We start from the raw sequence: 24726 nt of genomic DNA, 5'->3' as shown, positions 1-24726 counted from the left end.
CGGGACGTATCGAACAGTCTGCATACACTGGCCAGCCACATCCGGCCCGGCCCCCAGCAGGAAGCAGAGACGACAAGGTGACTGAAGCGATCCTCCTGGTCGGAGGCAAGGGAACCCGGCTGCGACCCCTCACGGTGAACACCCCCAAGCCCATGGTCCCCGCGGCCGGGGTGCCCTTCCTGACCCACCAGCTGGCCCGCGCCAGGGCCGCCGGAGTCGAACACATCGTGCTCGCCACCTCCTACCTCGCCGAGGTCTTCGAACCCCACTTCGGCGACGGCAGCGCGCTCGGTCTGCACCTGGAGTACGTCACCGAGGACGAGCCGCTGGGCACCGGCGGCGCCATCCGCAACGTCGCCTCCCGGCTGCACTCGGGCCCCGACGAGCCGGTCCTCATCTTCAACGGCGACATCCTCACCGGCCTCGACATCGAAGCCCTGGTCGACACCCACTCCGCCTCCGGCGCGGACGTCTCCCTGCACCTCACCCGCGTCGAGGACCCCAGAGCCTTCGGCCTGGTCCCCACCGACGCGACCGGCCGCGTCACCGCCTTCCTGGAGAAGCCGCAGACGCCGGAGGAGATCGTCACCGACCAGATCAACGCGGGCGCCTACGTCTTCCGCCGCTCGGTCATCGACACCATCCCCACCGGCCGCCCGGTCTCCGTCGAACGCGAGACCTTCCCCGACCTGCTGGCCGACGGGGCGCACCTCCAGGGCATGGTCGACTCCACCTACTGGCTGGACCTCGGCACCCCCCAGGCCTTCGTCCGCGGCTCCGCCGACCTCGTGCAGGGCCGCGCGCCCTCCCCGGCCGTCCCGGGCCGCTGCGGCGACCGCCTGGTCATGCCGGGCGCGGTCGTCGCCGCCGACGCCAAGCTCACCGGGGGCACGGTCATCGGCGCGGACGCGGTCGTCGGCGAAGGGGCGCGCGTCGAGGGCTCGACGGTCCTGGCGGGCGCGGTGATCGAGCCCGGCGCCGTCGTGCAGGACTCCCTGGTCGGCGCGGGCGCACGCATCGGTTCCCGTACGCACCTGGTGGGCGCGGTCATCGGCGACGGCGCGCAGGTCGGCGCGGACAACGAACTCCGCGAGGGCGTACGGATCTGGTGCGACGCGGTGCTCCCGGCGGCCTCGGTCCGCTTCTCCTCGGACCAATAGCTAGAGGTGCGAGATGCGGCCCGGGGCGCGGCGCGGGCCGTGCCGGGGCGGGGTCAGCCCGGTGAGCAGGATGTACCGGGCGGCCCTGTGCCGCTGGCCCGCGTAGGGAGCGAGCAGCTCCAGCATGTCGGCATCGGTGGCACCCCGCCGGCCGGTCAGGGCGTAGCCGACGATCCCCGGCAGGTGCAGGTCCCCGACGGTCAGGGCGTCCGGTGCCCCGTTGCTCCGCTGAAGGGTCTCGGCGGAGGTCCACGGGCCGATCCCCGGCACCGCCTCCAGCCTCCGCTTCGCCTGCTCGTACGTCATCGACGCGGCCTCCTCCAGGCGCGGCGCGACGCGGGCCGCCCGGACCACGGTGTCGGCGCGCTTGGCGTCGACGTTGGCCAGGTGCCACTCCCAGGAGGGGATACGGGCCCAGCCGCGGGGGTCCGGCATGACGTAAAGGCCCTCCGGCACCTCGAAGTCCGGCTCGCTCGGTACGGGAGCGGCCTCCCCGAACTTCCGCACCAGGTGCCGCCAGGACCGGTAGGCCTCGGTGGTGGTCACCTTCTGCTCCAGCACGGACGGAATCAGCGACTCCAGCACCAGCCCGGTCCGGCACAGCCGCAGCTCGGGGTGGCGGTGCCGGGCCTGCGCCACGACCCGGTGATGTGCGACGAACGCCTCCGGCTCGTCACTCTCCCCGAGCAGCACGGGCAACTGCCGCAGCATCCACTCCCCACCGGGCCCCCACGCGCGTGCCCCGCCCTCGGTCACCCGCAAGGTCCCGGGCCCCTCGGGCGTCCGGCTCACCCGCCACACGGCCCCGTCCCGGGCCACCCGGTACATGGGATCCGCCCCACCCCGCCGCAACGGCCCGAGTACGACCCTCCGCTGAAATCTCCCTGCCACACATCGACCCTACGGGGTGCATCACGGGTCCCTCTTGCCTGCGGAAATTCCCGCCCCCTTTCCCCCAGCCCCCTTGGGCGGCGGGGCCGCCCCCCGGGGGCGGAACGGGCGGGCAAGGGGGCGGCCCCTCTCGCTCCGGGCCCGCCCCGGTTCCGGCCCCTGCCCGCACCCCCGACACCGGCCACCGGGACGCCGGTCCCGTGCGGGTGCGTCGTGGCTGGTCGCGCAGTTCCCCGCGCCCCTGGATGGATGCCCTCCGGGCACCATCCCCGCCCCGTACCGGAAAAGGTCACCGCACGGTGATGAAGCCCTCCACCCCCCGCGGAGCCCGAGCCGCCGGCTCACCCGCCGCCCGCCCCACCGCGACCGCCCCCATCGGATCCCACCCCTCCGGCAGCCCCAGCACGTCCCGCACCACCTCCCGGCAGAACATCGTCGAGGACACCCACGCCGACCCCAGCCGCTCCCCGGCCAACGCCACCAGGAAGTTCTGCACCCCGGCCCCCATGGCCACCACGAACATCTCCCGCTCCGCAGCATCCCGCCGGGCGTGCCCGTAGTCATGGGCCCCGTCCATCACCAGACACGGCACCACCAGGTACGGGGCCCTCCGCAGGACCTCCCCCCGCCGCACCCGCTTCGCGATGGACTCCTCGGACTTCCCGTCCGCCCGCAGATCCGCGATCCACGCGTCCTTCATCGCGTCGAGCAGCCGCACCCGCGCCGCCTCCGACTCCAGCAGCACGAACCGCCACGGCGTCGTGTGGTGCGGCGCCGGCGCCGTCACCGCCGCCGCGACCGCCCGCCGCACCGCCCCGGGATCCACCGGATCGTCGGTGAACTCCCGCACCGTGCGCCGCTGCGTCACCGCCTCCCGGACCGCCTCCGAGGTCCCCAGCCGGAACATGTCGTCCGCCGCGCCCCGTACGAGCGCCCGCGCACCCTCTTCCACGGAGGCGGAGACCACATGCGCCAGCCCCCGCACGACCGCCACCGGCAGCCCGTCCGCCTTGCCCTTCACCAGGTCGCCCGCCGCCGCCAGTTCGTCGGCCGTCGCCACGATCGTCGCGCTCAGCGGATTGCCGTACGCATCGGTCCCGCCCCGCAGGTCGTCGAGCACCCGCACCCCGGCCGCCCCGATCGCCACGTCCGTCAACCCGCTGCGCCAGGGTCGCCCGAAGGTGTCGGTGACGACGACGCCGACCTCGACGCCCAGCGCGTCCCGCACACCGTCGCGGATCGCCCGCGCCGAGGCGTCGGGGTCCTCGGGCAGCAGCAGCACCGTCCCGGCCGGGGTGTTCGAGGCGTCGACACCGGCCGCGGCCATGATCAGCCCCTGCCGGTTCTCCACGATCCGCAGCGTCCCGCGCCGCGCCACCACCCGTACCGTCTCCGCCTCGATGGCGTCCTCGCGCGAGTCGGCGGCCAGGATCCGCCCCTCCGCCTTGCTGACGATCTTCGACGTGACCAGCAGGACGTCGCCGTCGGCCAGCTGCGGCTCCGCGCCCACGATCAGCTTCGCGAGGTCGTCGCCCTCGCGGACCTCCGGCAGGCCCGGCACCGCCCACACGCGGTACTCCGGCGCGCCCGTGCCCGTACCGGCGTCGCTCATGCCCGTACCTCCTCGGCCAGCTCCAGCGCGGCGCTCGCCATCGCGGCGGTCGCGGCGAGGTCGGTCATCATCAGCGGTACGGCACGGCAGCGGATGCCCGCGTCCTCGACGGCCTGCACGGTGTGCGCGTCGACGGTGTCGACGAGCCAGCCGTCGAGCAGCCCCGACCCGTAGTGCTGCGCCACCGCAGCCGCCGTCGACTCCACGCCGACCGCCGCGAGCACCTTGTCGGCCATGCCGCGCACCGGGGCGTCGCCGACGATGGGGGAGAGGCCGACCACCGGAACGCCCGCCTCCGCGATGGCCTCGCGGATGCCGGGGACGGCGAGGATCGTGCCGACGCTGACCACCGGGTTGGACGGCGGGAAGAGGATCACGTCGGCGGAGGCGATGGCCTCCAGCACACCGGGCGCGGGCTTGGCCTGCTCGGCGCCGACCGGCACGATGGCCTGCGCGTCCACGGAGGCGCGCAGCTTCACCCAGTACTCCTGGAAGTGCACCGCCTTGCGCTCGCCGTCCGCCTCGATCGCCACGTGCGTCTCCACGCGGTCGTCGGACATCGGGATCAGCCGTACGCCCGGCTGCCACCTCTCGCACAGTGCTTCGGTGACCGCGCTGAGCGGATAGCCGGCGCCCAGCATCTGGGTGCGCACGATGTGCGTCGCGAAGTCGCGGTCGCCGAGCCCGAACCATTCGGGGCCCACGCCGTACGCGGCGAGTTCGGCCTTCACGTGGAAGGTCTCCTCCGCCCGCCCCCAGCCCTGTTCCTCGTTGATGCCGCCGCCGAGCGTGTACATCACCGTGTCGAGGTCGGGGCAGACCTTCAGCCCGAACAGATGAATGTCGTCACCGGTATTGCCGATGACGGTGATGTCCGCCTCCGGCGCCGCCTCTTTGAGGCCGCGAAGAAAACGAGCACCGCCGATACCGCCTGCAAGAACCACAATGCGCATGGACAGCAGTCTGTCAGGCGGTACTGACATCCCGTCGGGCGGTTACGGCATCCCGTCGGCCGGTCACGGAAGGCCGGATACGGAAGGCCGGTTACGGAAGCTGCACGGCGTCCCGCGCGGAAGTCTTCCCGGAAGCCGCTCCGTACATCGGCATCTCGGTGAGCCCGGGGAAATAGACGTGCAGGCTGACCGCCGGTTCCAGGGAGTCGTTGACGACCTCGTGGACGTGGCCGGGTACGGACACGTACTGCGCGCCCGTGCCCAGCGTCCGCGTGCCCCTGTCGCCGCGCTCGGTGAGCTCGCCCTCCAGGACGGTGAGGACGCCCGAGGAGGCCCCGTGGTCGTGTGCCCCGCTGCCCTGACCGGGCACCCAGCTCAGGAGCCACACCTCGTAACCGGGCCCGGTGCGCAGCCGGTGGTACCAGCGGGTGGTGGCGTCGTACCGCACCAGGTGCGCCCACTGGGAGCGGTCGGCGGCGATGGAGCGGGCCAGGCCCGCGAACTCGGCCACGGTGGCAGGGTGCTCGCGGGCGGGGGCCAGGAGGTGCAAAACCTCAAGGAGATCGCCGGCGATCTGGAGGTCGCTGTCGCTGTTCATGGTGCGGGGGTTCCTCGGCAGTCAGTGCTGGGGTGTCGCAGAACGGGTGCCGCACCGGATGCGTGGGGTGCGAGCGGGACGCGGCGCACACGGGGTGGGGTGTGCGGCAGGCCGGAGCCGGAGCGCGAAATGCCTCGGCGGCAGGGCTTCAGAGCTGGAGCGCGGGTGGCTTCAACAGCTGTGACAGCAACAGTGACAGCGAGCAGGGGCAGCACTGCGGACCACACGAGTGTGGGTCACGGGGAGCACTGCGTTCGCTGGCATGGAAACAAAGGTGACCGGCAGCCTCGCCGGCTGTCAACTCGGTGACCGGTTTGGCGGCAATCTTTCACCTCATGCGGTGAGCCCGAACGGAGAAAGGTTTGTGCAGCCGCTGACGTGGAGAGACCGCGCTGCAACCGACTGTGGTTCGACTGCGGTCGGTCGACGGGGTCCGCGCACTGCGTCACTGGCTTCTCCGCGAAGTTTTCGCCTGCGTGCCGTTGCCGTCTCGTGATCCGACTGTGATCCGAGTCGCTTCACGGAGCAAACCGCAACAAGATCCATCTCTTCCGCGTCTTCCTCCCTGTCGGGGGTACCCGTTGTCGAGGCGAGGTCTTGTGTCACGGTTTTTGGCGATTTGAACACTTTCCGCATAGCCTTGGTTCCGCAGAGTGAATAACGGGCCCAATAGCAGATCCCGGCTTGACTGCCACGGAGCTACACACTTGTAATTTCACTCGTGTCGTTCGGCCGGATTCGGTAACGGCAACATCACGGGGAAGCAAAAGACAGACGAGGGGCGCACATGACCGAGCTGTTCCAGCAACTGCTGGTCGAGGACGCGGACGAGGAACTCGGCTGGCAGGAGCGCGCATTGTGCGCCCAGACCGACCCCGAGTCCTTCTTTCCCGAGAAGGGTGGTTCCACCCGTGAGGCAAAGAAGGTCTGCCTCGCCTGTGAAGTCCGCTCGGAATGCCTTGAATATGCCCTGTCGAATGACGAACGCTTCGGAATCTGGGGCGGATTGTCCGAGCGTGAACGCCGGAGACTGAAGAAGGCCGCGGTCTGAGCGGTATATGCGGGGCGGCCCCCGGAACGACCCCGGAACGCAACGCCGCACCGCCCGCGGTGCCCCGGCCGCACCGCCCCAGCAAAACAGCACAAGGCAGTACACAACGAACGGTCCGCCGCCTGCCCCTTCCCCGCAGGCGGCGGACCGTCTGCATGTGCAGCCGTTAGTGTGGGCCGCTGTCCGGCGATCGCACCGGGTGCCCCACAGGCCCTCGTGCGCACCGCAGTCAGCTTTAACCAGCCTTCCGGGGGGCGACCCCCGGACCCCGGCCGGAGGGCCCGTACGTCGATGTCCGTCAGTCAACCAACGGCCCCGTACGCGGCCGCCGCCACCCCGCCCGAGTTCCCCCGCCACGTCGTCACCGCCGTACTCGTCTCCCACGACGGTGCGCGCTGGCTGCCCGACGTCCTGCAGGGCGTCCTCGGCCAGGAACGACCGGTGCAGGACGCCGTCGCCGCCGACACCGGCAGCGCCGACGACTCCGCCCGGCTCGTCGCCGAGGCCTTCGGCGACGAACGCGTCCTGCACCTCGCCCGCCGCACCGGCTTCGGCACGGCCGTGGAGGAGGCGGTGCGCACCGCACCCGTCCTCACCCCCGAGGAACTCCCGTACCTGAAGAAGCCCAGCGGCTGGGACCCCGTCAGCCGGCAGTGGCGCGACGACGCCTACGACCTGCCGGACCTGCCGCACGGCGAACCCGTGCAGTGGCTGTGGCTCCTCCACGACGACTGCGCCCCCGCCCCCGACGCTCTCGCCGAGCTGCTGCGCGTCGCCGACTCCGACCACACCGCCGCCATCGTCGGCCCCAAGCTCCGCGGCTGGTACGACAAGAAGCAGCTGCTGGAGGTCGGCGTCTCCATCGCCAACTCCGGCCGCCGCTGGACCGGCCTGGACCGCCGCGAACAGGACCAGGGCCAGCACGACCAGGTGCGCTCCGTCCTCTCCGTCTCCAGCGCCGGCATGCTGATCCGCCGCGACGTCTGGGAACAGCTCGGCGGCTTCGACCGCTACCTGCCGCTGATGCGCGACGACGTCGACCTGTGCTGGCGCGCGCACGCCGCCGGACACAGCGTCCTGGTCGCCCCCGACGCCGTCGTCCGGCACGCCGAGGCCGCCGCCCGCGAACGCCGCACCGTCGACTGCGTCGGCCGGGGCGTCGCCAACCCGCACCGCGTCGACAAGGCCGGCGCGGTCTACACGATGCTCGCCAACGCCCGCGGCGCGGTCCTCCCCTACGTCCTGCTGCGGCTCGTCGTCGGCACCCTCCTGCGCACCCTCGCCTACCTCGTCGGCAAGGTGCCCGGACAGGCCGTCGACGAGGTCACCGGCCTCATGAGCGTCCTGCTGCGCCCCGGACGCGTCCTCGCCGCCCGCAAGGCCCGCGGCAAGGGCGACGTCGAAGCATCCGAGCTGCGCCCCCTCTTCCCGCCGCCCGGCGCCACCCTGCGCGCCACCGTCGAACAGGTCGCCGGCTCCTTCGGCGGTGCAAACGAGGCCGAGTCCGGCGGCTCCCGGCACGGCGCCGTCGAGTCCGGACCCGGCGGCGACGACGCCGACTTCCTGGAGGTCGAGCAGTTCGCCCGGGTCAAGAAGGTCGCCCGCAAACCGGGACCGGCCCTCTTCGCCCTGCTGCTGATCGTCGCCCTCGTCGCCTGCCGCGGCCTGTTCGGCAGCGGCTCCCTCGCCGGCGGCGCCCTGCTGCCCACCCCCGAGGGCGCCTCCGAACTCTGGTCCCGCTACGCCCACTCATGGCACCCCACCGGCACCGGCGGCACCCAGTCCGCCCCGCCCTACCTGGCGCTCCTGGCCACCCTCGCGACCCTGCTCCTGGGCTCCACGCACGCCGCCCTGACGCTGATCCTGGTGTGCTCGGTGCCGCTGGCCGGACTCACCGCCTACTTCGCCTCCCGGCCCCTGGTGGAGTCCCGGCTGCTGCGCGCCTGGGCAGCCGTCGCGTACGCCTTCCTGCCCGCCGTCACCGGTGCGCTCGCCGGCGGCCGCATCGGCACCGCGATCCTCGCCGTCCTGCTGCCGCTGATCGCCCGGTGCGCCGTCTCCGCGAGCGGCGCGCGCACCAGCGCCGGTGCGCGTTCCAGCTGGCGCTCGGTGTGGTCGTACGCACTCCTGCTCACCGTCGCCACCGCCTTCACCCCGATCGTGTGGCCGCTGGCCGTACTGCTGGGCATCGGCGTCCTGGTGCTGCGGCGCGACGACATCACCGCCTACGCGCTGCGTTTCGTGGCGGCCGTCGGCACACCGCTGCTGGTGCTCGCACCCTGGTCGCTGTCACTGCTCACCGACCCCGCAGCCCTGCTGCGCGAGGCCGGACTGCCCTTCGGGGCCGGCTCCGCGACCCCGCTGGACCTCCTGGGCATCAGCCCCGGCGGCCCCAAGACCGCGGGCGGACTGCTGCTCGTCGGCATCGTGCTGGCCGCCCTGGCCGCCCTGCTGCGCGGCGAGCGCCAGTTCGCCGTCCGCAGCGCCTGGGTGGTCGCCGTCCTCGCCCTCGTCCTCGCCGTCGTCACCAACCGCGACGGCTGGGCGGGACCGGCCACCCTCGTCTACGGCCTCGCGCTGATCGCCGCGTCCGTGCTCGGCGCCGACGGCGCCCGCGAACGCGTCGCCTCGCAGAACTTCGGCTGGCGCCAGCCCGTCGCCGTCCTGATCGCCGCAGCGGCCGCCCTGGGCCCGGTCCTGGCCGCCGTCGGCTGGATGGTCCTCGGCGCCGACGGACCCCTCGGCCGCCGCGACCCGGTGCAGGTGCCCGCGTTCGTCGCCGAAGAGTCCACCACCCGCGACCAGCCGCGCACCCTGGTGCTCGGCGGCGGCTCCGCCGACCAGGTCACGTACTCCCTGGTGCGCGGCTCCGGCGGACGGCTCGGCGACGCCGAACTCACCCGGGCCGCAGGCACCACCCCCGGCCTCGACAAGATCGTCTCCAACCTGGTCGCCGGCTCCGGCGCCGACCAGGCGGGCCAGCTCGGCGGCTACGCCGTGCGCTACGTCCTGGTGCGCGACGGCGCCGCCTCCCGGCAGATGAGCCGCGTCCTGGACTCCACCCCCGGCCTCAGCCGGCTCAGCCAGCTCGACGGCAGCGCCCTGTGGCGCGTCGAGCGCCAGGTCGCCCGCCTCACGATCGTCTCCCCCAAGGAGGGCGTGGAGCCCGTCCCCGTCGCCTCCCAGCGCATCGAGGCGCACACCACCGTCAAGGGCGGCGAAACGGGCCGCGTCCTGCGCCTCGCCGACACCGCCGCACCCGGCTGGAAGGCCACCCTCGACGGCAAGGAACTCACCAAGAAGACCGTCGACGGCTGGGCGCAGGGCTTCGAACTGCCCGCCGAGGGCGGCCGCCTGGACCTGACGTACGCATCCCCGCTCACCCACACCGTCTGGCTGTGGGCACAGGGCGCGCTCGCCGTCGTCCTCGTGGTGCTCGCCCTGCCGGGCCGCCGCCGCGAGATCGACGACGACCTGCCCGACGCCGAGGCGGTGGCCGCACCGGACTTCCCCGCCGCCCCCGTCGAGGGCGAGGGCCGCAGGGCACGCAGGCTGCGCGCCGCCGCCGAGGCGGAGGCCGAACAGGCACCGGCCCCGGCGCCCGTCGCCGACCCGTACGCCTCCCCGTACCCGGAGCAGGAGGACGGCTCGTACGCCGCGGTGCCCCAGCAGGGCGCGTACGGCGAATGGGACGCCCAGGCGTACGTCGGCGCCGACGCCGAGTACGGGCAGCAGCAGGGCCAGTACACCGCCCAGGACCCCTACCAGCAGCCGCAGCAACAGGGCTACACCACCCAGGGGTACGACTACGACTCGTACGGCTACCAGCAACAGCCGCAGGGCGGCCCCCAGCAGGAGCAGTCCTACGAGCCCTACGCGAGCACCGGCACCGGTGACGGGAACACCGGCACCGGCGACAGCGCCTACTTCGGCGGACCGTCCTCCTTCCAGCAGCCGCCCGCGTACAGCCCCCAGCCGTACGACCCCTACGCGGACGACCAGGGCGACGACCCGCACCACGACCGGCAGCGCCCCGACGGGAGCAACAACCGATGAACCGCAGCACCCTCTCCCTGATCGGCGCCGTCGTCGCCCTCGCCGCAGTCACCGGCTTCGCCGCCGTCGCCGCCCCCTCCGGCGGGCAGGACGGCGCGAAGAGCACCGGCACGGCGGCCGCCCGGCTGCCCGTCGAACGCTCCAGCCTGCTGTGCCCCGCCCCCAGCACCTCCGACCTCGCGGAGACCACGTACACGTCCTTCACCCCCAAGGGCGCGACGGCGGACGCCAAGTCCGGCAAGGCGGAACTCGTGCCGGTGACGGTCGCGGGCAAGCCCGCCAAGAAGCCCACCGTCATCCTCAAGGAGCCCGGAAAGCCCGTCACGGCCACCGCGAGCGGCGCGGACGCCCCGGCCCTGGTCGGCACCGCGGACGGCGCTCTCGCGCCCGGCTGGGCCGCCCAGCAGACCACCAAGCTCGGCACGGGCCGCGGCCTGCTCGGCGTGAGCTGCTCGGCACCCGACACCGAGTTCTGGTTCCCCGGCGTGAGCACCGCCGAGACCCGCCAGGACTACGTCCACCTCACCAACCCCGACGACTCCGCCGCCGTCGCCGACGTCGAGCTGTACGGCCCCCAGGGCGCCATCGAGTCCGACGCGGGGGAGGGCATCACCGTCCCGCCGCACGCCACCGTCCCCGTCCTGCTGTCCACCCTGTCCTCCGCCAAGATCAACGACGCCACGGTGCACGTCACCACCCGCGCCGGCCGCGTCGGCGCCGCGGTGCAGGCACTGGAGGACAAGGTCGGCGGCGACTGGCTCACCGCCTCCGCCGACCCGGCGGGAAACGTCGTGCTCCCCGGCATCCCCGCCGACGCCAAATCGGTGCGCCTGGTGGTCTTCGCCACCGGCGAGGGCGACGCCGACCTCAAGGTGAAGCTGGCGGGCGCCAACGGCTCCCTCACCCCGGCCGGTGCCGAGACCCTGCACGTCAAGTCCCGGATGACGGCCTCACTCGACCTGGGCGACGTCGCCAGGGGAGAGGCGGGCGCCCTAGTGCTCAGCCCCACGGAGGGCAACAAGAGCGCCCCCGTGGTGGCCGCGATGCGCGTCGTACGGGGCGTGAAGGACAAGCAGGAGGTCGCCTACGTCCCCGCGACCGCCTCCGTCGGCGCCCGCTCCACCGTCGCCGACAACAGGGCACAGGGCTCGGTGCTCTCGCTCACCGCGCCCGGCGCCGCCGGCGAGGTCAAGGTCACGGCCTCGGCCGGCAGCCAGGGCGGGGAGCCGGTCTCCAAGACGTTCAAGGTCAAGGCGGGCGCGACCCTGTCGGTGGCGGCCCCCGTACCGGCCGGCCTGAAGGGCTCCTACGCGCTTACCGTGGAATCGGTGTCCGGCGGCCCGGTGCACGCGGCCCGCGTCCTGACGATCGAGGAGGACCGCGTCCCGATGTTCACCGTCCAGTCGATGCCGGACGACAAGGGCACGGTCGTGGTGCCGCGCGCGAAGAACGACCTCTCGGTGCTGGACCCGGCGCTGGACGACTGACGCCGACTGACGTTCCGCACACCCCTTGCACACGAGGTCCCTGTCACCGGTGCTGGTGACAGGGACCTCGTGTTGCCACAGTGCTCGCTCTCGTCTTGGGTGCTCGCCCTAGTCCTGCCCGTAGCGCGGGTCGACCGACTCGGGGGCCAGCCCCAGCAGCTCCGCGACCTGCTCCACGACCACCTCGTGCACCAGCAGCGCCCGCTCGTCGCGGCTCTTGGTACGGATCTCCACCGGACGCCGGTAGACCACCACGCACGCCGGACGGCCCTCCTCGGCGGGCACCACCCCGCCCAGCGGCACCGGCTCGTCCGACCACTCCTCGGGACCGTCGGCCGCCGCCGTGCGCGGCACGTCGAGCACCAGGAAGTCGACCTCGGCCAGCTGCGGCCAGCGCCGCTCCAGCCGTTCCACGGAGTCCTGCACGAGATCGCCGAAGACCTCCGCCCTGCTGGCCGAGAGCGGCACCTGCGGCGGCGCTACGGGGCCGCGCATGCCGCGCCCGTGGCGATCCCGCCTGCGCGGCCTGGGGCCCGTGGGACGCGGCTCGGCGGCCTGCGACTCGGGTGCGTGCGGGTCGGGGGAGCGGGGCGGTCCGGAACTGTCCATCACTGACGCAGCGTAGCCCTCCGCGGAGCACGGCGATCCAGCCGCCGCCCAGGTCCCGTCAGGGCTGCGTCCACGTCGTGCCCGGCTCCCGTCCGGGTGCCGCGACTGTCACAGAATGATCATTTCGGCCAAACACGGGCTCGTTTTCGTAACCTCTTGCGACTGGTTGTCCCGTCGAAGTCGACGTATTTCGCCGCCTTCGGCATACGGGACACAGCCCGGCAGCCCCTGCCCGCACTGGTCTCCCCGCAGGTCAGAACGGTGCTCGCGCAGACGCCCTGGCCACCAGCCCGGGAACGACACGGTGGGGTGACGTCGGGGGAGAGTCGTCGCGGCCCGTTCAAGAGTGCGGTACCGTCCAACGTCGTGAGCCCTGTACGTCGCTGTTCGCGCACTGCGTGCGGTCGCCCTGCCGTCGCGACACTGACGTACGTCTACGCGGACTCGACCGCCGTCCTCGGTCCGCTCGCCACCTACGCCGAGCCGCACTGCTACGACCTGTGCGCCGAACACTCCGACCGCCTGACCGCACCCCGCGGCTGGGACGTCGTGCGCCTTTCCGACGGCTCCGCACCGGCCCGCCCCAGCGGCGACGACCTCGAAGCCCTCGCCAACGCCGTCCGCGAAGCCGCCCGCCCGCACGAGCGCCCCGCCGACCCCGACGCCAACAGCGCGCGCACGGCGAACCCGGCCTCCCCCTCCGCCGCCCGCCGCGGCCACCTGCGGGTCCTGCGCTCGCCCGAGTAGGCGTCGGCACCCCCTGCGGCTCGTCACCGTACGGTCCAAAGAACCCCCGTACGGGTAGTTTGGGGCGACCGAACAGGACTTTCCCAAGGGGTGGCACGTGGCTGCTGATCTGTCGCAGATCGTGAAGGCGTACGACGTACGTGGGGTGGTGCCCGACCAGTGGGACGAGCACCTCGCGGAACTCTTCGGAGCCGCCTTCGTGCAGGTCACAGCTGCCACAGCGATCGCCGTCGGCCACGACATGCGCCCCTCGTCGCCCGGCCTCGCACGCGCCTTCGCCCTCGGCGCCGCCGCCCGCGGCGCGGACGTCACCGAGATCGGCCTCTGCTCGACGGACCAGCTCTACTACGCCTCGGGCACCCTGGACGTCCCCGGCGCGATGTTCACCGCCTCGCACAACCCGGCGCAGTACAACGGCATCAAGATGTGCCGCGCGGGCGCCGCCCCGGTCGGCCAGGACACCGGCCTCGCGGAGATCCGCGCCCTGGTCGAGGAGTGGTCGGAAACCGGAGCCCCGGCACCGGTGGCCACCCCGGGAACCCTCGTCGCCCGCGACACGTTGAAGGACTACGCGGCGCACCTGCTGTCCCTCGTCGACCTCTCCGCGATGCGCCCCCTGAAGGTCGTCGTCGACGCGGGCAACGGCATGGGCGGGCACACGGTGCCCTCCGTGTTCGCCGCGCTGCCGATCACCCTCGTCCCGATGTTCTTCGAGCTCGACGGCACCTTCCCCAACCACGAGGCCAACCCGCTCGACCCGAAGAACATCGTCGACCTCCAGGCCCGCGTGGTTGCCGAGGGCGCCGACCTCGGCCTCGCCTTCGACGGCGACGCCGACCGCTGCTTCGTCGTGGACGAGAACGGCGCGGGAGTCTCCCCGTCCGCCGTCACCGCCCTGGTCGCGGCCCGCGAACTCGCCCGCAACGGCGGCCACGGCACGATCATCCACAACCTGATCACCTCGTGGTCCGTCCCCGAGGTCGTCCGCGAACACGGCGGCACCCCCGTGCGCACCCGGGTCGGCCACTCCTTCATCAAGGCCGAAATGGCCATCAGTGGCGCCATCTTCGGCGGCGAGCACTCGGCGCACTACTACTTCAAGGACTTCTGGAACGCGGACACCGGCATGCTCGCCGCCCTCCACGTCCTCGCCGCCCTCGGCGGCCAGCCCGGCACCCTCTCCTCCCTCCTCGCCTCCTACGACCGCTACGTCGGCTCCGGCGAGATCAACTCCACCGTCGCCGACCAGGCCGCCAGCACCGCCGCCGTGCAGGCCGCCTACGCCGACCTCCCGGACACCACCCTCGACCACCTCGACGGGCTCACCGTCTCCAGCCCCGACTGGTGGTTCAACCTCCGCGCCTCCAACACGGAACCCCTGCTCCGTCTCAACGTCGAAGCCCGCGACGAGGCCACCATGCTCAAACTCCGCGACGACGTCCTCACCCTGATCCGCGCCTGACCCCAGCCACCGGACGCACGGCTGCCCCCTTTCTCCTCAGCCCTCTTGGGCGGCGCCCCTTTCCGCCGCCGTCCCCTTGGGCGGCGGGGCCGCCCCCGGGGGGGGGGGGGGGGGGGGAACGGGCGGGCAAGGGGGCGGCCCGTCTCCGCTCCGGGCCCACCCCGGAGCGCCCCCGCCCAGCCCCCGCACCGGACGCGCGTCACCGCAGGGCCCCGGCCCGCCCCCGTACCGACCCGCCTCGTCCCCCCACCCCCCAGCGATAAGCTGACCCCACCCACACGCACCCCCCGAAGGGACCACCCCATGCCACTCGAAGCCGGCCTCCTGGAGATCCTCGCCTGCCCGGCCTGCCACTCCCCCCTCGGCGACGAGTCGGCAGCCGACACCCCGGAACTGATCTGCACCGGCAAGGACTGCGGCCTCGCCTACCCCGTCCGCGACGGCATCCCGGTCCTCCTGGTCGACGAGGCCCGCCGCCCCGCCTGATCCGGTACGTTCCGAACCCGGCCGCCGCCGAGGGCCCCGGCCGGGCCACCCGGACCCGGAGCACACCCGGAGCGGGGACCCGCACCCCGAGCCCCCTCCGCAGCCCTCACCCGCGCAAGGCGATCGGAGGCCCCACCCCATGCTCGACGAGTCGCTCCTCGACAGCCCGGAAGCACTGGCCCGCGCCGACCACCGCGGCCTCCTGCGCGGAGCCGCCGAAGCCGGAGCCCGGGTCCGCACCGCCGCCCGGCACGCCACCGAGGCCGGCCTCGCCGACCTCAAGCCCGACGGCCGCCCCCGCGCCGTACTGATCGCGGGCCCCGGCGTCGCCGCCACCGGTGTGGCAGACCTGCTGACCGCCCTCGCGGGCGCCACCTGCCCGGTGACGCACCTGCGCCCCACCGGCGTCGCCCCCGCCGCGGGCGCCCTGCGCTGGACCCTGCCCGGCTGGGCCGGACCCGTCGACCTGCTCCTCGTCGTCACCACGGACGGCGCCGAACCCGGCCTCGCCCTCCTCGCCGAACAGGCCTACCGCCGCGGCTGCACCGTCGTCGCCGTCGCCCCCCAGCGCTCCCCGCTGAGCGAGTCCGTCAACGGCGCGACCGGCCTCCTCGTACCCATGGCCACCGCTCCGTACGAGGAGTACGACGAGGGAACGACCGCCGGCCCCGGCCCCCTCTGGGCCCTCCTCACCCCGCTCCTGGTCCTCCTGGACCGCGTCGGCCTGCTCTCCGCCCCGCCGAACACCCTCCAAGCCGTCGCCGACCGCCTCGACCGCACCGCCGAACGCTGCGGCCCCGCGATCGTGACCTACAGCAACCCGGCCAAGACCCTCGCCTCCGAACTCGCCGACGCGCTCCCGCTCGTATGGACCGAAGGCACCCTCGCAGGCCCGGCCGGACGTCGCTTCGCCGCCGTCCTCGCCGAGCTGGCGGGCCGCCCCGCGCTCGCCGCCGAACTGCCCGAGGCCCTGCCCGCCCACGGCATGCTCCTCACCGGCGCGTACGCGGCAGGCGCCGACCCGGACGACTTCTTCCGCGACCGGGTGGACGAACCGCAGGCCCTGCGCGCCCGCGCGGTCCTCCTCCGCGACCGGCCCACCGGAGGCCTCTCCGCCGCCCCCGCCGCCCGCGAACTCGCCCTGGGCCACGACACACCCCTCAGCGAACTCGAACCCGAAGAGGGCGGCGAACTCGAAAGCCTCGCCGAACTCCTCGCCGTCACCGACTTCGCGACCGCCTACCTCGCCCTCGCCGCCTCCACACCTCCCTCCGACTGACCCCTCCCTCCGACCGACCCCGACACCCCCCACCGCCGAAGCCCGCCGTCGCCCCGCATCCGTACCGCCAGAAACCCCTCTCTTCTCTTCTGCTCCACGGACTCGTCGCCGGGACTTCCCGCCCGCCCCCGAGGATCGAGTCCGACCCACGGCCCCGGACCGGAAAGAGCCACCATGGATCGCCTCGCCAACACCGTGCGCCCCTACGCCTGGGGTTCCGTGACCGCCATCCCGGAACTCCTCGGCACCGAGCCCACCGGCGAACCGCAGGCCGAACTGTGGATGGGCGCCCACCCCGGCGCACCCTCCCGCATCACCCGCCCCGCCCCCGGCACGGAGGGCAGCGTGGACGCCGGCACCCCGGAGCCCCAGGCTCTCTCCGACGTCATCACCGCCGACCCCGAGACCGAGCTCGGCACGGCGGCGGTGAAGAAGTTCGGCCCGCGGCTGCCGTTCCTCTTCAAGGTGCTCGCCGCCGGAGCACCGCTCTCGCTCCAGGTCCATCCGGACCTCGCCCAGGCGCAGGAGGGATACGCCGACGAGGAGCGCCGCCGGGTCCCGATCGGCGCCTCGGACCGCAACTACAAGGACGCCAACCACAAACCCGAACTCATCTGCGCCCTCACCGAGTTCAACGGACTGTGCGGCTTCCGAGTTCCCACCGAATCGGCCGATTTCTTCGACGCCCTCGGCGTCGGCTCCCTCAAGCCGTACGCCGACCTGCTGCGCGCCCACCCGGAGGAAGCCGCCCTCCGCGAAGTCCTCACGGCCATCCTCACCGCCGACCGCGCCGAACTGGCCGCCACCGTCACCGCGACCGCCCACGCCGCCGCCCGCCTGGCCGCCGACCCCGCCACCGACCCCACCGAAGCAGCCGCGTACGCCGCCTGTGCCGACCTCGCCCACCACTTCCCCGGCGACCCGGGCGTCCTCGCCGCGATCCTCCTCAACCACGTACGACTCCAGCCCGGCGAAGCCCTCTTCCTCGGCGCCGGCGTCCCGCACGCCTACCTCGACGGCCTCGGCGTGGAGATCATGGCCAACTCCGACAACGTCCTGCGCTGCGGCCTCACCCCCAAACACGTCGACGTCCCCGAACTCCTGCGCGTCGTCCGCTTCGAGGCCACCGACCCCGGAGTCCTGCGCCCCGAAGCCGCCCCCGACGGCGAAGAGCTGTACGACACCCCGATCGACGAGTTCCGGCTCTCCCGCTACGTCCTCGCGCAGGACGCCGCCCCGGCCCACCTCCCCGACGGCGCCCCCCAGATCCTCCTGTGCACCGCGGGCACCCCACGCGCGGGCGACCTGCCCCTGACCCCCGGCGAGTCCGTCTACGTACCAGCAGGCGAAAAGACCGAACTGTCCGGACCGGGCACGGTATTCCGCGCCACCGTCGTCATCTGACGAACCAGCAGCCCCGGACGCCACGGCAAGCTGCAACAATGTGCCGCCACACCCACCGCGGCGCTCGGGCCGCAGCATCCAGGACATCCAGGAAGGAACCCTGCACCCATGAGCGCGTCAGGCGGCACCAAGGCAATCGTGGCGGCACTCGCCGCCAACCTCGCGATCGCCGTAGCGAAGTTCGTGGCGTTCCTCTTCAGCGGCTCGTCCTCGATGCTCGCCGAGAGCGTCCACTCGGTCGCCGACTCCGGAAACCAGGGCCTCCTCCTGCTCGGCGGCAAGAAGGCCAAGCGCGAGGCCACCCCCGAACACCCCTTCGGCTACGGCCGCGAGCGCTACATCTACGCCTTCCTCGTCTCCATCGTCCTGTTCACCGTCGGTGGCATGTTCGCCATCTACGAGGGCTACGAGAAGATCCACGACCCGCACAAGATCGAGGCCTGGTACTGGCCGGTCGGCGTCCTCGTCTTCGCGATCATCGCCGAGGGCTTCTCCTTCCGCACCGCCATCAAGGAGTCCAACCACACGCGCGGCAGCCAGTCCTGGAAGAACTTCATCCGCCGCGCCAAGGCCCCCGAACTCCCCGTCGTCCTCCTGGAGGACTTCGGCGCGCTTGTCGGTCTCGTCCTCGCCCTCGGCGGCGTCGGCCTGGCCCTCCTCACCGGCAACGGCGTCTGGGACGGCATCGGCACCCTCTGCATCGGCATCCTGCTGATCGCCATCGCGATCATCCTCGCCGCCGAGACCAAGTCCCTCCTGCTCGGCGAGGCCGCCGGCACCGACGAGGTCGAGAAGATCAAGGCCGCGATCGTCGACGGCGACACCGTCACCCGCGTCATCCACATGCGTACGCTCCACCTCGGCCCCGAGGAACTCCTCGTCGCCGCCAAGATCGCCGTCCAGCACGACGACACCGCCACCGAGGTCGCCAACGCGATCAACGCCGCCGAGGAACGCATCCGCGCCGCCGTCCCGATCGCCCGCGTCATCTACCTCGAACCCGACATCTACAGCGAGTCCGCGGCCGCCGCGGGGGAGAACCCGGCCCACACGCCGGGCGGCCCCACCCCCGACAAGACCCTCTGACCGCACCCCGGTTCACCCCCCGAAGGCCCCGCCGCACCCGGCGCGGGCCTTCGGTCTTTCTCCGACCGTACGATTTCGGCCCCGCCACCCGCACCCCACCGACCCCACGGCACCCCCACGACCAGCACCGGACCCACAACAGGGCACCGAACATCCCGAAATGCCCAACCCCGCAATGTGACTTCCCTCCAGCCGGACACCAGGGGCGGGCTGGGGTCCGCTGGGCCGATCGGTGTAAGTTCGTAACCCTAGCCAGACGTCGCTGCTGATGGCGGTCGGGCGGTCCGCAGGACCGGCCGAGGGAGAGAGGGCCTCCGACGGACTGCGCTGCGAGTGCTCGGGCATTCGTGTGCCCGCCGCCGCAGATCAGCCGCAAACCACCTCGAACCACCTCACGAGGAGCAGCACTTCATGACGACTGTCGCCACCGGCCAGGACTTCAAGGTCGCCGACCTCTCCCTCGCCGCCTTCGGCCGCAAGGAGATCACTCTCGCCGAGCACGAGATGCCCGGCCTGATGTCGATCCGCAAGGAGTACGCCGCCGCCCAGCCCCTCGCGGGCGCCCGGATCACCGGCTCCCTCCACATGACCGTCCAGACCGCGGTCCTCATCGAGACCCTCGTCGCCCTCGGCGCCGACGTCCGCTGGGCCTCCTGCAACATCTTCTCCACCCAGGACCACGCCGCCGCCGCCATCGCGGTCGGCCCGAACGGCACCCCCGAGGACCCGCAGGGCGTCCCGGTCTTCGCCTGGAAGGGCGAGACCCTGGAGGAGTACTGGTGGTGCACGGAGCAGGCCCTGACCTGGCCCAACACCCCCACCGGCGGCCCGAACATGATCCTGGACGACGGTGGCGACGCCACTCTCCTCGTCCACAAGGGCGTCGAGTTCGAGAAGGCGGGCTCCGCCCCGGACCCGTCCACCGCGGACTCCGAGGAGTACGCCCACATCCTCACCCTCCTCAACCGCACCCTCGGCGAGAGCCCCCAGAAGTGGACCCAGCTCGCCTCCGAGATCCGCGGCGTGACCGAGGAGACCACCACCGGCGTCCACCGCCTGTACGAGATGCACCGGGACCAGACTCTCCTCTTCCCGGCCATCAACGTGAACGACGCCGTCACCAAGTCGAAGTTCGACAACAAGTACGGCTGCCGCCACTCCCTCATCGACGGCATCAACCGCGCCACCGACGTCCTCATCGGCGGCAAGGTCGCGGTCGTCTTCGGCTACGGCGACGTCGGCAAGGGCTGCGCCGAGTCCCTCCGCGGCCAAGGCGCCCGCGTCATCGTCACCGAGATCGACCCCATCTGCGCCCTCCAGGCCGCGATGGACGGCTACCAGGTCGCCACCCTCGACGACGTCGTCGGTATCGCCGACATCTTCGTCACCACGACCGGCAACAAGGACATCATCATGGCCGCCGACATGGCCAAGATGAAGCACCAGGCCATCGTCGGAAACATCGGCCACTTCGACAACGAGATCGACATGGCCGGCCTGGCCAAGATCCCCGGCATCGTCAAGGACGAGGTCAAGCCCCAGGTCCACACCTGGACCTTCCCCGACGGCAAGGTCCTGATCGTCCTCTCCGAGGGCCGCCTCCTGAACCTGGGCAACGCCACCGGCCACCCCTCCTTCGTGATGTCCAACTCCTTCGCGGACCAGACCCTGGCCCAGATCGAGCTCTTCACCAAGCCGGAGGAGTACCCGACCGACGTCTACGTGCTCCCCAAGCACCTCGACGAGAAGGTCGCCCGCCTCCACCTCGACGCCCTCGGCGTCAAGCTCACGACCCTCCGCCCCGAGCAGGCCGACTACATCGGCGTCCAGGTCGAGGGCCCGTACAAGCCGGACCACTACCGCTACTGATCCGACCGGCACCACGCCGCTCCCCAGCAGCCGACAGCCCAGCTGTCCCGCAGGCCCCCGCCACCCAGTGCCGGGGGCCTGCCCCGTCCCCCCTTCCTCGCACCAATCCCCACACCCCCACGCCCCCGCCGGCGCCTCGCCCCCGGAAGCCCCGATCACCCCCAACTGCCCCACCCGACATCCGGGCCTCAGACCGCCCCCCCGAAGCCCCATGCTCGGGAGCCGGGAGCCGGGAGCCGGGAGCCGGGAGCCGGGAGCCGGGAGCCGGGAGCCGGGAGGGCACCCGGGTGTCGATACTTGGACCCCAGGACATGGCGCCCGCCGTCCAAGTGCCAGAAGCCTGGGGTGGCCGCGGCACCCAGGAGCCCCGGCCCGCCACGACGCCCCTCGCTCAAGCCTCGCCGGAACCCCGCCGCCACAGCTCGCACGGCCCTCTCCCCGTACGATCCGACGGGACGGCACCCCGTGCGAGACACGAGGCCCGTGGCCCGAGACCCCGTCCCGAGCCACGCGTCCCGCCGACGGTGTTCCGTACGACCGGCGGCCCGTACGACCCACTGCCCGACGACCCGCGAGCCTTTCACGGGCTCGCCCCTCACGCCCCGCAGGGCCAGGCCCTCAACCGACCCGAAGGACTCGAAGCACCCCATGCCCCGCGGCCGTTATTCGCTCCACGATCCCCACGACCACACCCCTCTCGGCGAAGAACACTTCCACTGCACGCCCGGCCCCTCCGGCTGGCGCTACGTCTCCCAGACCATCACCCCTTCCGGCGACCACGCCGGCTCCGTCGACCTCGCCCTCGACGACCTCGGCCGGCCCATCCGCCTCGAACTCCACACCGCGAGCTGGCAGGTCCGAGGAGCCGCCCTGGACGGCGTCACCTGGGTCCGTACCGACCCGACCGGAGTTCACGCCACCGAAGGCAATGTCCGCGCCCACGCCTTCACCGGCACTTCCCCGGCATTCCTCGTCGCCCTCACCCGACTCCTGCGCCTCACCCCCGCTTCCCCCGCCACTCGCCTCCGCCTCGTCGCCTTCACAGACCCGGTCCTGGCACCACGTACGCTCGACCAGTCCTGGTCCTTGGTGAAAAGCGAAGCACACGCCACTGACAACGGCCCCCTGATGGTGGACGAATACCAGGTCAACGCCCTGGACACCGGTGAACAGCACCAGATCCACATCGCGGGCGACGTCGTCCTCTCCGCCCCCGGCATCGAGCTGGAACACCTCGAAACCCCGCCCTCGGCCTTCCCCACCGAACCCAAGGCCTCGAACCCCACCACCTTCTAAGCAGGCGGCGCGAACCCCGTCCCGGCAGCCCTGCCCCCCGAAGATCCTTCAGCAGGAGCAGGAGCAGGAGCAGGAGCAGGAGCAGGAGCAGGAGCAGGAGCAGGAGCAGGAGCAGGAGCAGGAGCAGGACCAGGACCAGGACCAGGACCAGGACCAGGCCTCCCACCACCCACCACTCCACCAGGAACACCTGGCCCAGGCCCCTCTACCTGAACCCCCGCCGCAGCCCTCATCGCCCGCTGCGCATCCCGCATCTGCCTCTCGTGCACCACCGCCGCCAGATAGGCCGCCGGCGGCACCTCCTGAGGCACAGCGACGCCCGTGTACCCCGCCAGATCCCCGGCCAGTCGCCCCGCCATCGCAGCCCCGACCTGCGGGTCCAACTGCCGCATACGCGTCAGGTACTGCCGTACCGCAAGCCACAGCCCGTCCGGCACCCGCGACAGATCCAAGCCCGCGAACCGCCCCACCAACCACGGCGGCGGAGGCGGCACCGAATCCGTCCGCCCCGCCGACACCCGCTCCCGCACCACGAGCGTCCCCGCGAACACGTCCCCGATCCGCCTCCCCCGCTCGGAAACCAGCGACGCGACACACGCCACCACCCCGAACGTCATGAGGATCTCCACGACCCCGACAGCCCCCCGCACCAACGCGTGCCGGAAGCGAATCGGACCACCGTCGTCCCTGACCACCCGCAGCCCGCAGATCAGCTTCCCGAGCGACTTCCCCCGCGTCAGCGTCTCCACCGCGATCGGCGCCCCCACGAGCACCAACAGAAACGTTCCGACCATGACCGCCGCCATGGCCGCCTCGTCCAGCGAAGCAGTGGCCAGCACCAGCCCGAAGGAAATCCCGAGATACGCCGCCCACACCACCAGCATGTCGATCAGCAGCGCCAACGCCCGACTCGGCAGACGCGCGGGCCGCACCCCCAGTACGACCGCATCGCCCGTCACGAACTCACTCACCGGTGCTCACCTCTCGCAGCCCTTCCCGCCCCTGAAATCCTCAGTCTGCCAAGCTGACACCCAGCGCGCGCAGTGCTGTGCCTTCTCGTCGGACCCGGACCCAGTGCCTGGAGCAGCAGCCGATCATGGACCTCGACGTCTTCGTGACCGCCCACCACGCCGAGTGGGACCGCCTCGACCGCCTCCTGGGCCGCCGCCGTCTCACCGGCGATGAGATCGACGAGCTCGTCACCCTCTACCAGCGCACGGCCACCCACCTCTCCCTCCTCCAGTCGACGACACCGGACCCCGTCCTGGTCGCCCGCCTCACCCAACTCGTGGCCCGCGCCCGCTCCACCGTCACCGGCACCCGTCGCGCTTCCTGGCGAGACGCGGTCCGCTTCCTGACCCACGGTTTCCCGGCCGCCGTCTACCTCTCTCGCCGCTGGTGGATCCCGACGGCACTGCTCTCCATAGCCGTAGCCGCGATCATCGGCTGGTGGATCGCCGCCCACCCCGAGGTCCAGGCCTCGATCGGAGCCCCGTCCGACCTCCGCGAGATGACACGCCCAGGCGGTCAGTACGAGACGTACTACTCAAGCCACCCCGCCGCCTCCTTTGCCGCCCAGGTCTGGACGAACAACGCCCAAGCCGCAGCCATGTGCCTCGTCCTGGGCGCCTTCCTCTGCGTCCCGGTTCTCTGGATCCTCTTCCTCAACATGCTCAACCTCGGCGTGGGCATCGGCCTGATGTCCTCCGTCGGCCGCCTCGACACTTTCCTTGGCCTGGTCATCCCGCACGGCCTCCTCGAACTCACCGCCGTCTTCGTCGCCGCCGGCACCGGCCTGCGTCTCGGCTGGACCCTCATCGACCCAGGCCCCCGCACTCGCCGCGCCGCCCTCGCCCAAGAGGGCCGTGCCGCCGTGGGCATGGCGATCGGCCTGGCCCTGGTCCTCTTCATCTCGGGCCTCATCGAAGGCTTCGTCACCCCCTCCGGCCTCCCCACCTGGGCCCGCATCACCATCGGCGTCGCCGCAGAGCTGGCCTTCCTTGTGTACGTGTACGTGTGCGGAGGCCGCGCCGTACGGTCCGGCGAACAGGGCGACGTCGAACTCGCCGACCGCAGCGCCGAGCTCCCGACGGCCGCGTGATGTGCAGGCACCCCGTCTGACCTGCTAGTCTTCTCAACGCCCCAAAAACCATTGACATGGTTCGAAGGGGGAGGTAGATTCGAACGGTTGCCTTGAGTTGGACAAACTCGATGGCGGTCAGTTAGTGTCTCTCTCGCTCTCCTGGAATCTGGAATATCGATTCCGAGTGAGGGCCTCCCGATTCCCTTTCAGAATCACGAAGCCGATTAGCTCGGCCAAAACGCTTCTGATAGAGTCGGAATCGCCGGAAAGGGAAAACGCGAAAGCGAAGAACCTGGAAAGCACCGAGGAAATCGGNAAAACGTCCGGAGGAAAGCCCGCGAGGGTGAGTACAAAGGAAGCGTCCGTTCCTTGAGAACTCAACAGCGTGCCAAAAGTCAACGCCAAATATGTTGATACCCCGACTTGCTTCGGCAAGTTGAGGTTCCTTTGAAAAGACCTGCACGGCCCTTCGGGGTGCGGGCAGGCAAACACTAGCGAGGACGCAGGAACACATCGTCTTATTCCGATGGTGGCTGTTCCGCTCTTCCGATGTGTGGACCCGATTACGGGTAAACATTCACGGAGAGTTTGATCCTG

The 24726-nt window shown here is 71.9% G+C and carries 19 protein-coding genes; 13 read left to right on the top strand and 6 right to left on the bottom strand.

The features are described from left to right. Window positions 1-77: 77 nt before the first annotated feature. Complete coding sequence (gene manB / locus IE269_RS37090; protein ID WP_189827716.1) at window positions 78-1160, top strand: mannose-1-phosphate guanylyltransferase; 1083 nt, start codon at window positions 78-80, stop codon at window positions 1158-1160. On the opposite strand, the gene IE269_RS37085 is transcribed toward manB, so the two are convergent. The 4 genes from IE269_RS37085 to IE269_RS37070 all read right to left on the bottom strand — a co-directional run bounded on the left by IE269_RS37085 (window position 1161) and on the right by IE269_RS37070 (window position 5214). Continuing rightward, a complete protein-coding gene (locus IE269_RS37085) occupies window positions 1161-1871 on the bottom strand; it encodes a DNA-3-methyladenine glycosylase family protein (protein ID WP_438817674.1) in 711 nt (236 codons plus the stop codon). It lies immediately after the preceding gene. 469 nt (window positions 1872-2340) lie between these two features. Then, on the bottom strand, window positions 2341-3663 hold the full coding sequence (locus tag IE269_RS37080) for a coenzyme F420-0:L-glutamate ligase (protein ID WP_189827714.1): 1323 nt from the start codon (window positions 3661-3663) through the stop codon (window positions 2341-2343). Further along, window positions 3660-4616 carry a 2-phospho-L-lactate transferase gene (cofD, locus tag IE269_RS37075; RefSeq protein WP_189827713.1) on the bottom strand — a complete coding sequence of 319 codons (957 nt, stop codon included), beginning with the start codon at window positions 4614-4616 and terminating at the stop codon, window positions 3660-3662. Before cofD ends, IE269_RS37080 begins: the two co-directional genes overlap by 4 nt. A gap of 91 nt (window positions 4617-4707) precedes the next feature. Next, window positions 4708-5214, bottom strand: a complete 507-nt coding sequence (locus IE269_RS37070; protein ID WP_189827712.1) for a cysteine dioxygenase — start codon at window positions 5212-5214, stop codon at window positions 4708-4710. A gap of 787 nt (window positions 5215-6001) precedes the next feature. Between IE269_RS37070 and IE269_RS37065 the strand changes: the two genes are divergently transcribed. From IE269_RS37065 to IE269_RS37055, 3 genes are all read left to right on the top strand, one after another. Then, the gene (locus tag IE269_RS37065; RefSeq protein WP_030927001.1) at window positions 6002-6265 is read left to right on the top strand and encodes a WhiB family transcriptional regulator; all 264 of its coding nucleotides are present in this window, start codon (window positions 6002-6004) and stop codon (window positions 6263-6265) included. Between the two features lie 291 nt (window positions 6266-6556). Then, a complete protein-coding gene (locus tag IE269_RS37060) occupies window positions 6557-10321 on the top strand; it encodes a glycosyltransferase family 2 protein (RefSeq protein ID WP_189827711.1) in 3765 nt (1254 codons plus the stop codon). After that, the gene (locus tag IE269_RS37055) at window positions 10318-11808 is read left to right on the top strand and encodes a DUF5719 family protein (protein ID WP_189827710.1); all 1491 of its coding nucleotides are present in this window, start codon (window positions 10318-10320) and stop codon (window positions 11806-11808) included. Before IE269_RS37060 ends, IE269_RS37055 begins: the two co-directional genes overlap by 4 nt. 108 nt (window positions 11809-11916) lie before the next feature. Here the strand turns inward: IE269_RS37055 and IE269_RS37050 are convergent, their stop codons facing one another. After that, on the bottom strand, window positions 11917-12303 hold the full coding sequence (locus tag IE269_RS37050; RefSeq protein WP_438817675.1) for a metallopeptidase family protein: 387 nt from the start codon (window positions 12301-12303) through the stop codon (window positions 11917-11919). A 423-nt stretch (window positions 12304-12726) separates the two neighbouring features. Between IE269_RS37050 and IE269_RS37045 the strand changes: the two genes are divergently transcribed. From IE269_RS37045 to IE269_RS37010, 8 genes are all read left to right on the top strand, one after another. After that, window positions 12727-13164, top strand: a complete 438-nt coding sequence (locus IE269_RS37045) for a DUF3499 domain-containing protein (protein WP_189827782.1) — start codon at window positions 12727-12729, stop codon at window positions 13162-13164. A 97-nt stretch (window positions 13165-13261) separates the two neighbouring features. Further along, window positions 13262-14626, top strand: coding sequence for a phosphomannomutase/phosphoglucomutase (locus IE269_RS37040; protein ID WP_189827709.1), 1365 nt, complete (start codon window positions 13262-13264; stop codon window positions 14624-14626). Between the two features lie 303 nt (window positions 14627-14929). After that, window positions 14930-15112: a Trm112 family protein gene (locus tag IE269_RS37035; protein WP_189827708.1), complete on the top strand. Its 183-nt coding sequence runs from the start codon at window positions 14930-14932 to the stop codon at window positions 15110-15112. Between the two features lie 139 nt (window positions 15113-15251). Next, entirely contained in the window at window positions 15252-16391 is a 1140-nt protein-coding gene (locus IE269_RS37030) for an SIS domain-containing protein (RefSeq protein ID WP_189827707.1), read from the top strand. A gap of 174 nt (window positions 16392-16565) precedes the next feature. Next, window positions 16566-17795 (top strand): mannose-6-phosphate isomerase, class I, encoded by a 1230-nt coding sequence (manA, locus tag IE269_RS37025; RefSeq protein WP_189827706.1) that lies wholly within the window; start codon window positions 16566-16568, stop codon window positions 17793-17795. Between the two features lie 108 nt (window positions 17796-17903). Next, window positions 17904-18881, top strand: coding sequence for a cation diffusion facilitator family transporter (locus tag IE269_RS37020; protein WP_189827705.1), 978 nt, complete (start codon window positions 17904-17906; stop codon window positions 18879-18881). Between the two features lie 411 nt (window positions 18882-19292). Next, window positions 19293-20750: an adenosylhomocysteinase gene (gene ahcY / locus IE269_RS37015; protein WP_189827704.1), complete on the top strand. Its 1458-nt coding sequence runs from the start codon at window positions 19293-19295 to the stop codon at window positions 20748-20750. Window positions 20751-21398: 648 nt separating this feature from the next. Beyond that, complete coding sequence (locus IE269_RS37010) at window positions 21399-22046, top strand: hypothetical protein (RefSeq protein WP_189827703.1); 648 nt, start codon at window positions 21399-21401, stop codon at window positions 22044-22046. Here the strand turns inward: IE269_RS37010 and IE269_RS37005 are convergent. Then, on the bottom strand, window positions 22043-23017 hold the full coding sequence (locus IE269_RS37005; protein ID WP_189827702.1) for an RDD family protein: 975 nt from the start codon (window positions 23015-23017) through the stop codon (window positions 22043-22045). The genes IE269_RS37010 and IE269_RS37005 overlap by 4 nt on opposite strands. Before the next feature lie 125 nt (window positions 23018-23142). Here IE269_RS37005 and IE269_RS37000 point away from each other — a divergent pair, with 125 nt between their 5' ends. Next, on the top strand, window positions 23143-24147 hold the full coding sequence (locus IE269_RS37000; protein WP_189827701.1) for a stage II sporulation protein M: 1005 nt from the start codon (window positions 23143-23145) through the stop codon (window positions 24145-24147). The last annotated feature ends 579 nt before the right edge of the window (window positions 24148-24726 follow it).

The organism is Streptomyces spiroverticillatus (genome assembly GCA_014650415.1).
Lineage (GTDB): Bacteria > Actinomycetota > Actinomycetes > Streptomycetales > Streptomycetaceae > Streptomyces > Streptomyces spiroverticillatus.
The sequence above is the reverse complement of the archived record's forward strand: the minus strand, read 5'-3'. Positions and strand labels throughout refer to the sequence as shown.

What these genes read in the sequence shown, in the direction of transcription:
- IE269_RS37035 (WP_189827708.1), top strand. Translation starts at nt 14,930, where the DNA reads ATGCCACTCGAAGCCGGCCTCCTGGAGATCCTCGCCTGCCCGGCCTGC.
- cofD (WP_189827713.1), bottom strand. Translation starts at nt 4,616, where the DNA reads ATGCGCATTGTGGTTCTTGCAGGCGGTATCGGCGGTGCTCGTTTTCTT.
- IE269_RS37080 (WP_189827714.1), bottom strand. Translation starts at nt 3,663, where the DNA reads ATGAGCGACGCCGGTACGGGCACGGGCGCGCCGGAGTACCGCGTGTGG.
- IE269_RS37055 (WP_189827710.1), top strand. Translation starts at nt 10,318, where the DNA reads ATGAACCGCAGCACCCTCTCCCTGATCGGCGCCGTCGTCGCCCTCGCC.
- IE269_RS37065 (WP_030927001.1), top strand. Translation starts at nt 6,002, where the DNA reads ATGACCGAGCTGTTCCAGCAACTGCTGGTCGAGGACGCGGACGAGGAA.
- IE269_RS37030 (WP_189827707.1), top strand. Translation starts at nt 15,252, where the DNA reads ATGCTCGACGAGTCGCTCCTCGACAGCCCGGAAGCACTGGCCCGCGCC.
- ahcY (WP_189827704.1), top strand. Translation starts at nt 19,293, where the DNA reads ATGACGACTGTCGCCACCGGCCAGGACTTCAAGGTCGCCGACCTCTCC.
- IE269_RS37020 (WP_189827705.1), top strand. Translation starts at nt 17,904, where the DNA reads ATGAGCGCGTCAGGCGGCACCAAGGCAATCGTGGCGGCACTCGCCGCC.
- manA (WP_189827706.1), top strand. Translation starts at nt 16,566, where the DNA reads ATGGATCGCCTCGCCAACACCGTGCGCCCCTACGCCTGGGGTTCCGTG.
- IE269_RS37010 (WP_189827703.1), top strand. Translation starts at nt 21,399, where the DNA reads ATGCCCCGCGGCCGTTATTCGCTCCACGATCCCCACGACCACACCCCT.
- IE269_RS37085 (WP_438817674.1), bottom strand. Translation starts at nt 1,871, where the DNA reads ATGCTGCGGCAGTTGCCCGTGCTGCTCGGGGAGAGTGACGAGCCGGAG.
- IE269_RS37070 (WP_189827712.1), bottom strand. Translation starts at nt 5,214, where the DNA reads ATGAACAGCGACAGCGACCTCCAGATCGCCGGCGATCTCCTTGAGGTT.
- IE269_RS37050 (WP_438817675.1), bottom strand. Translation starts at nt 12,303, where the DNA reads ATGCGCGGCCCCGTAGCGCCGCCGCAGGTGCCGCTCTCGGCCAGCAGG.
- IE269_RS37000 (WP_189827701.1), top strand. Translation starts at nt 23,143, where the DNA reads ATGGACCTCGACGTCTTCGTGACCGCCCACCACGCCGAGTGGGACCGC.
- IE269_RS37060 (WP_189827711.1), top strand. Translation starts at nt 6,557, where the DNA reads ATGTCCGTCAGTCAACCAACGGCCCCGTACGCGGCCGCCGCCACCCCG.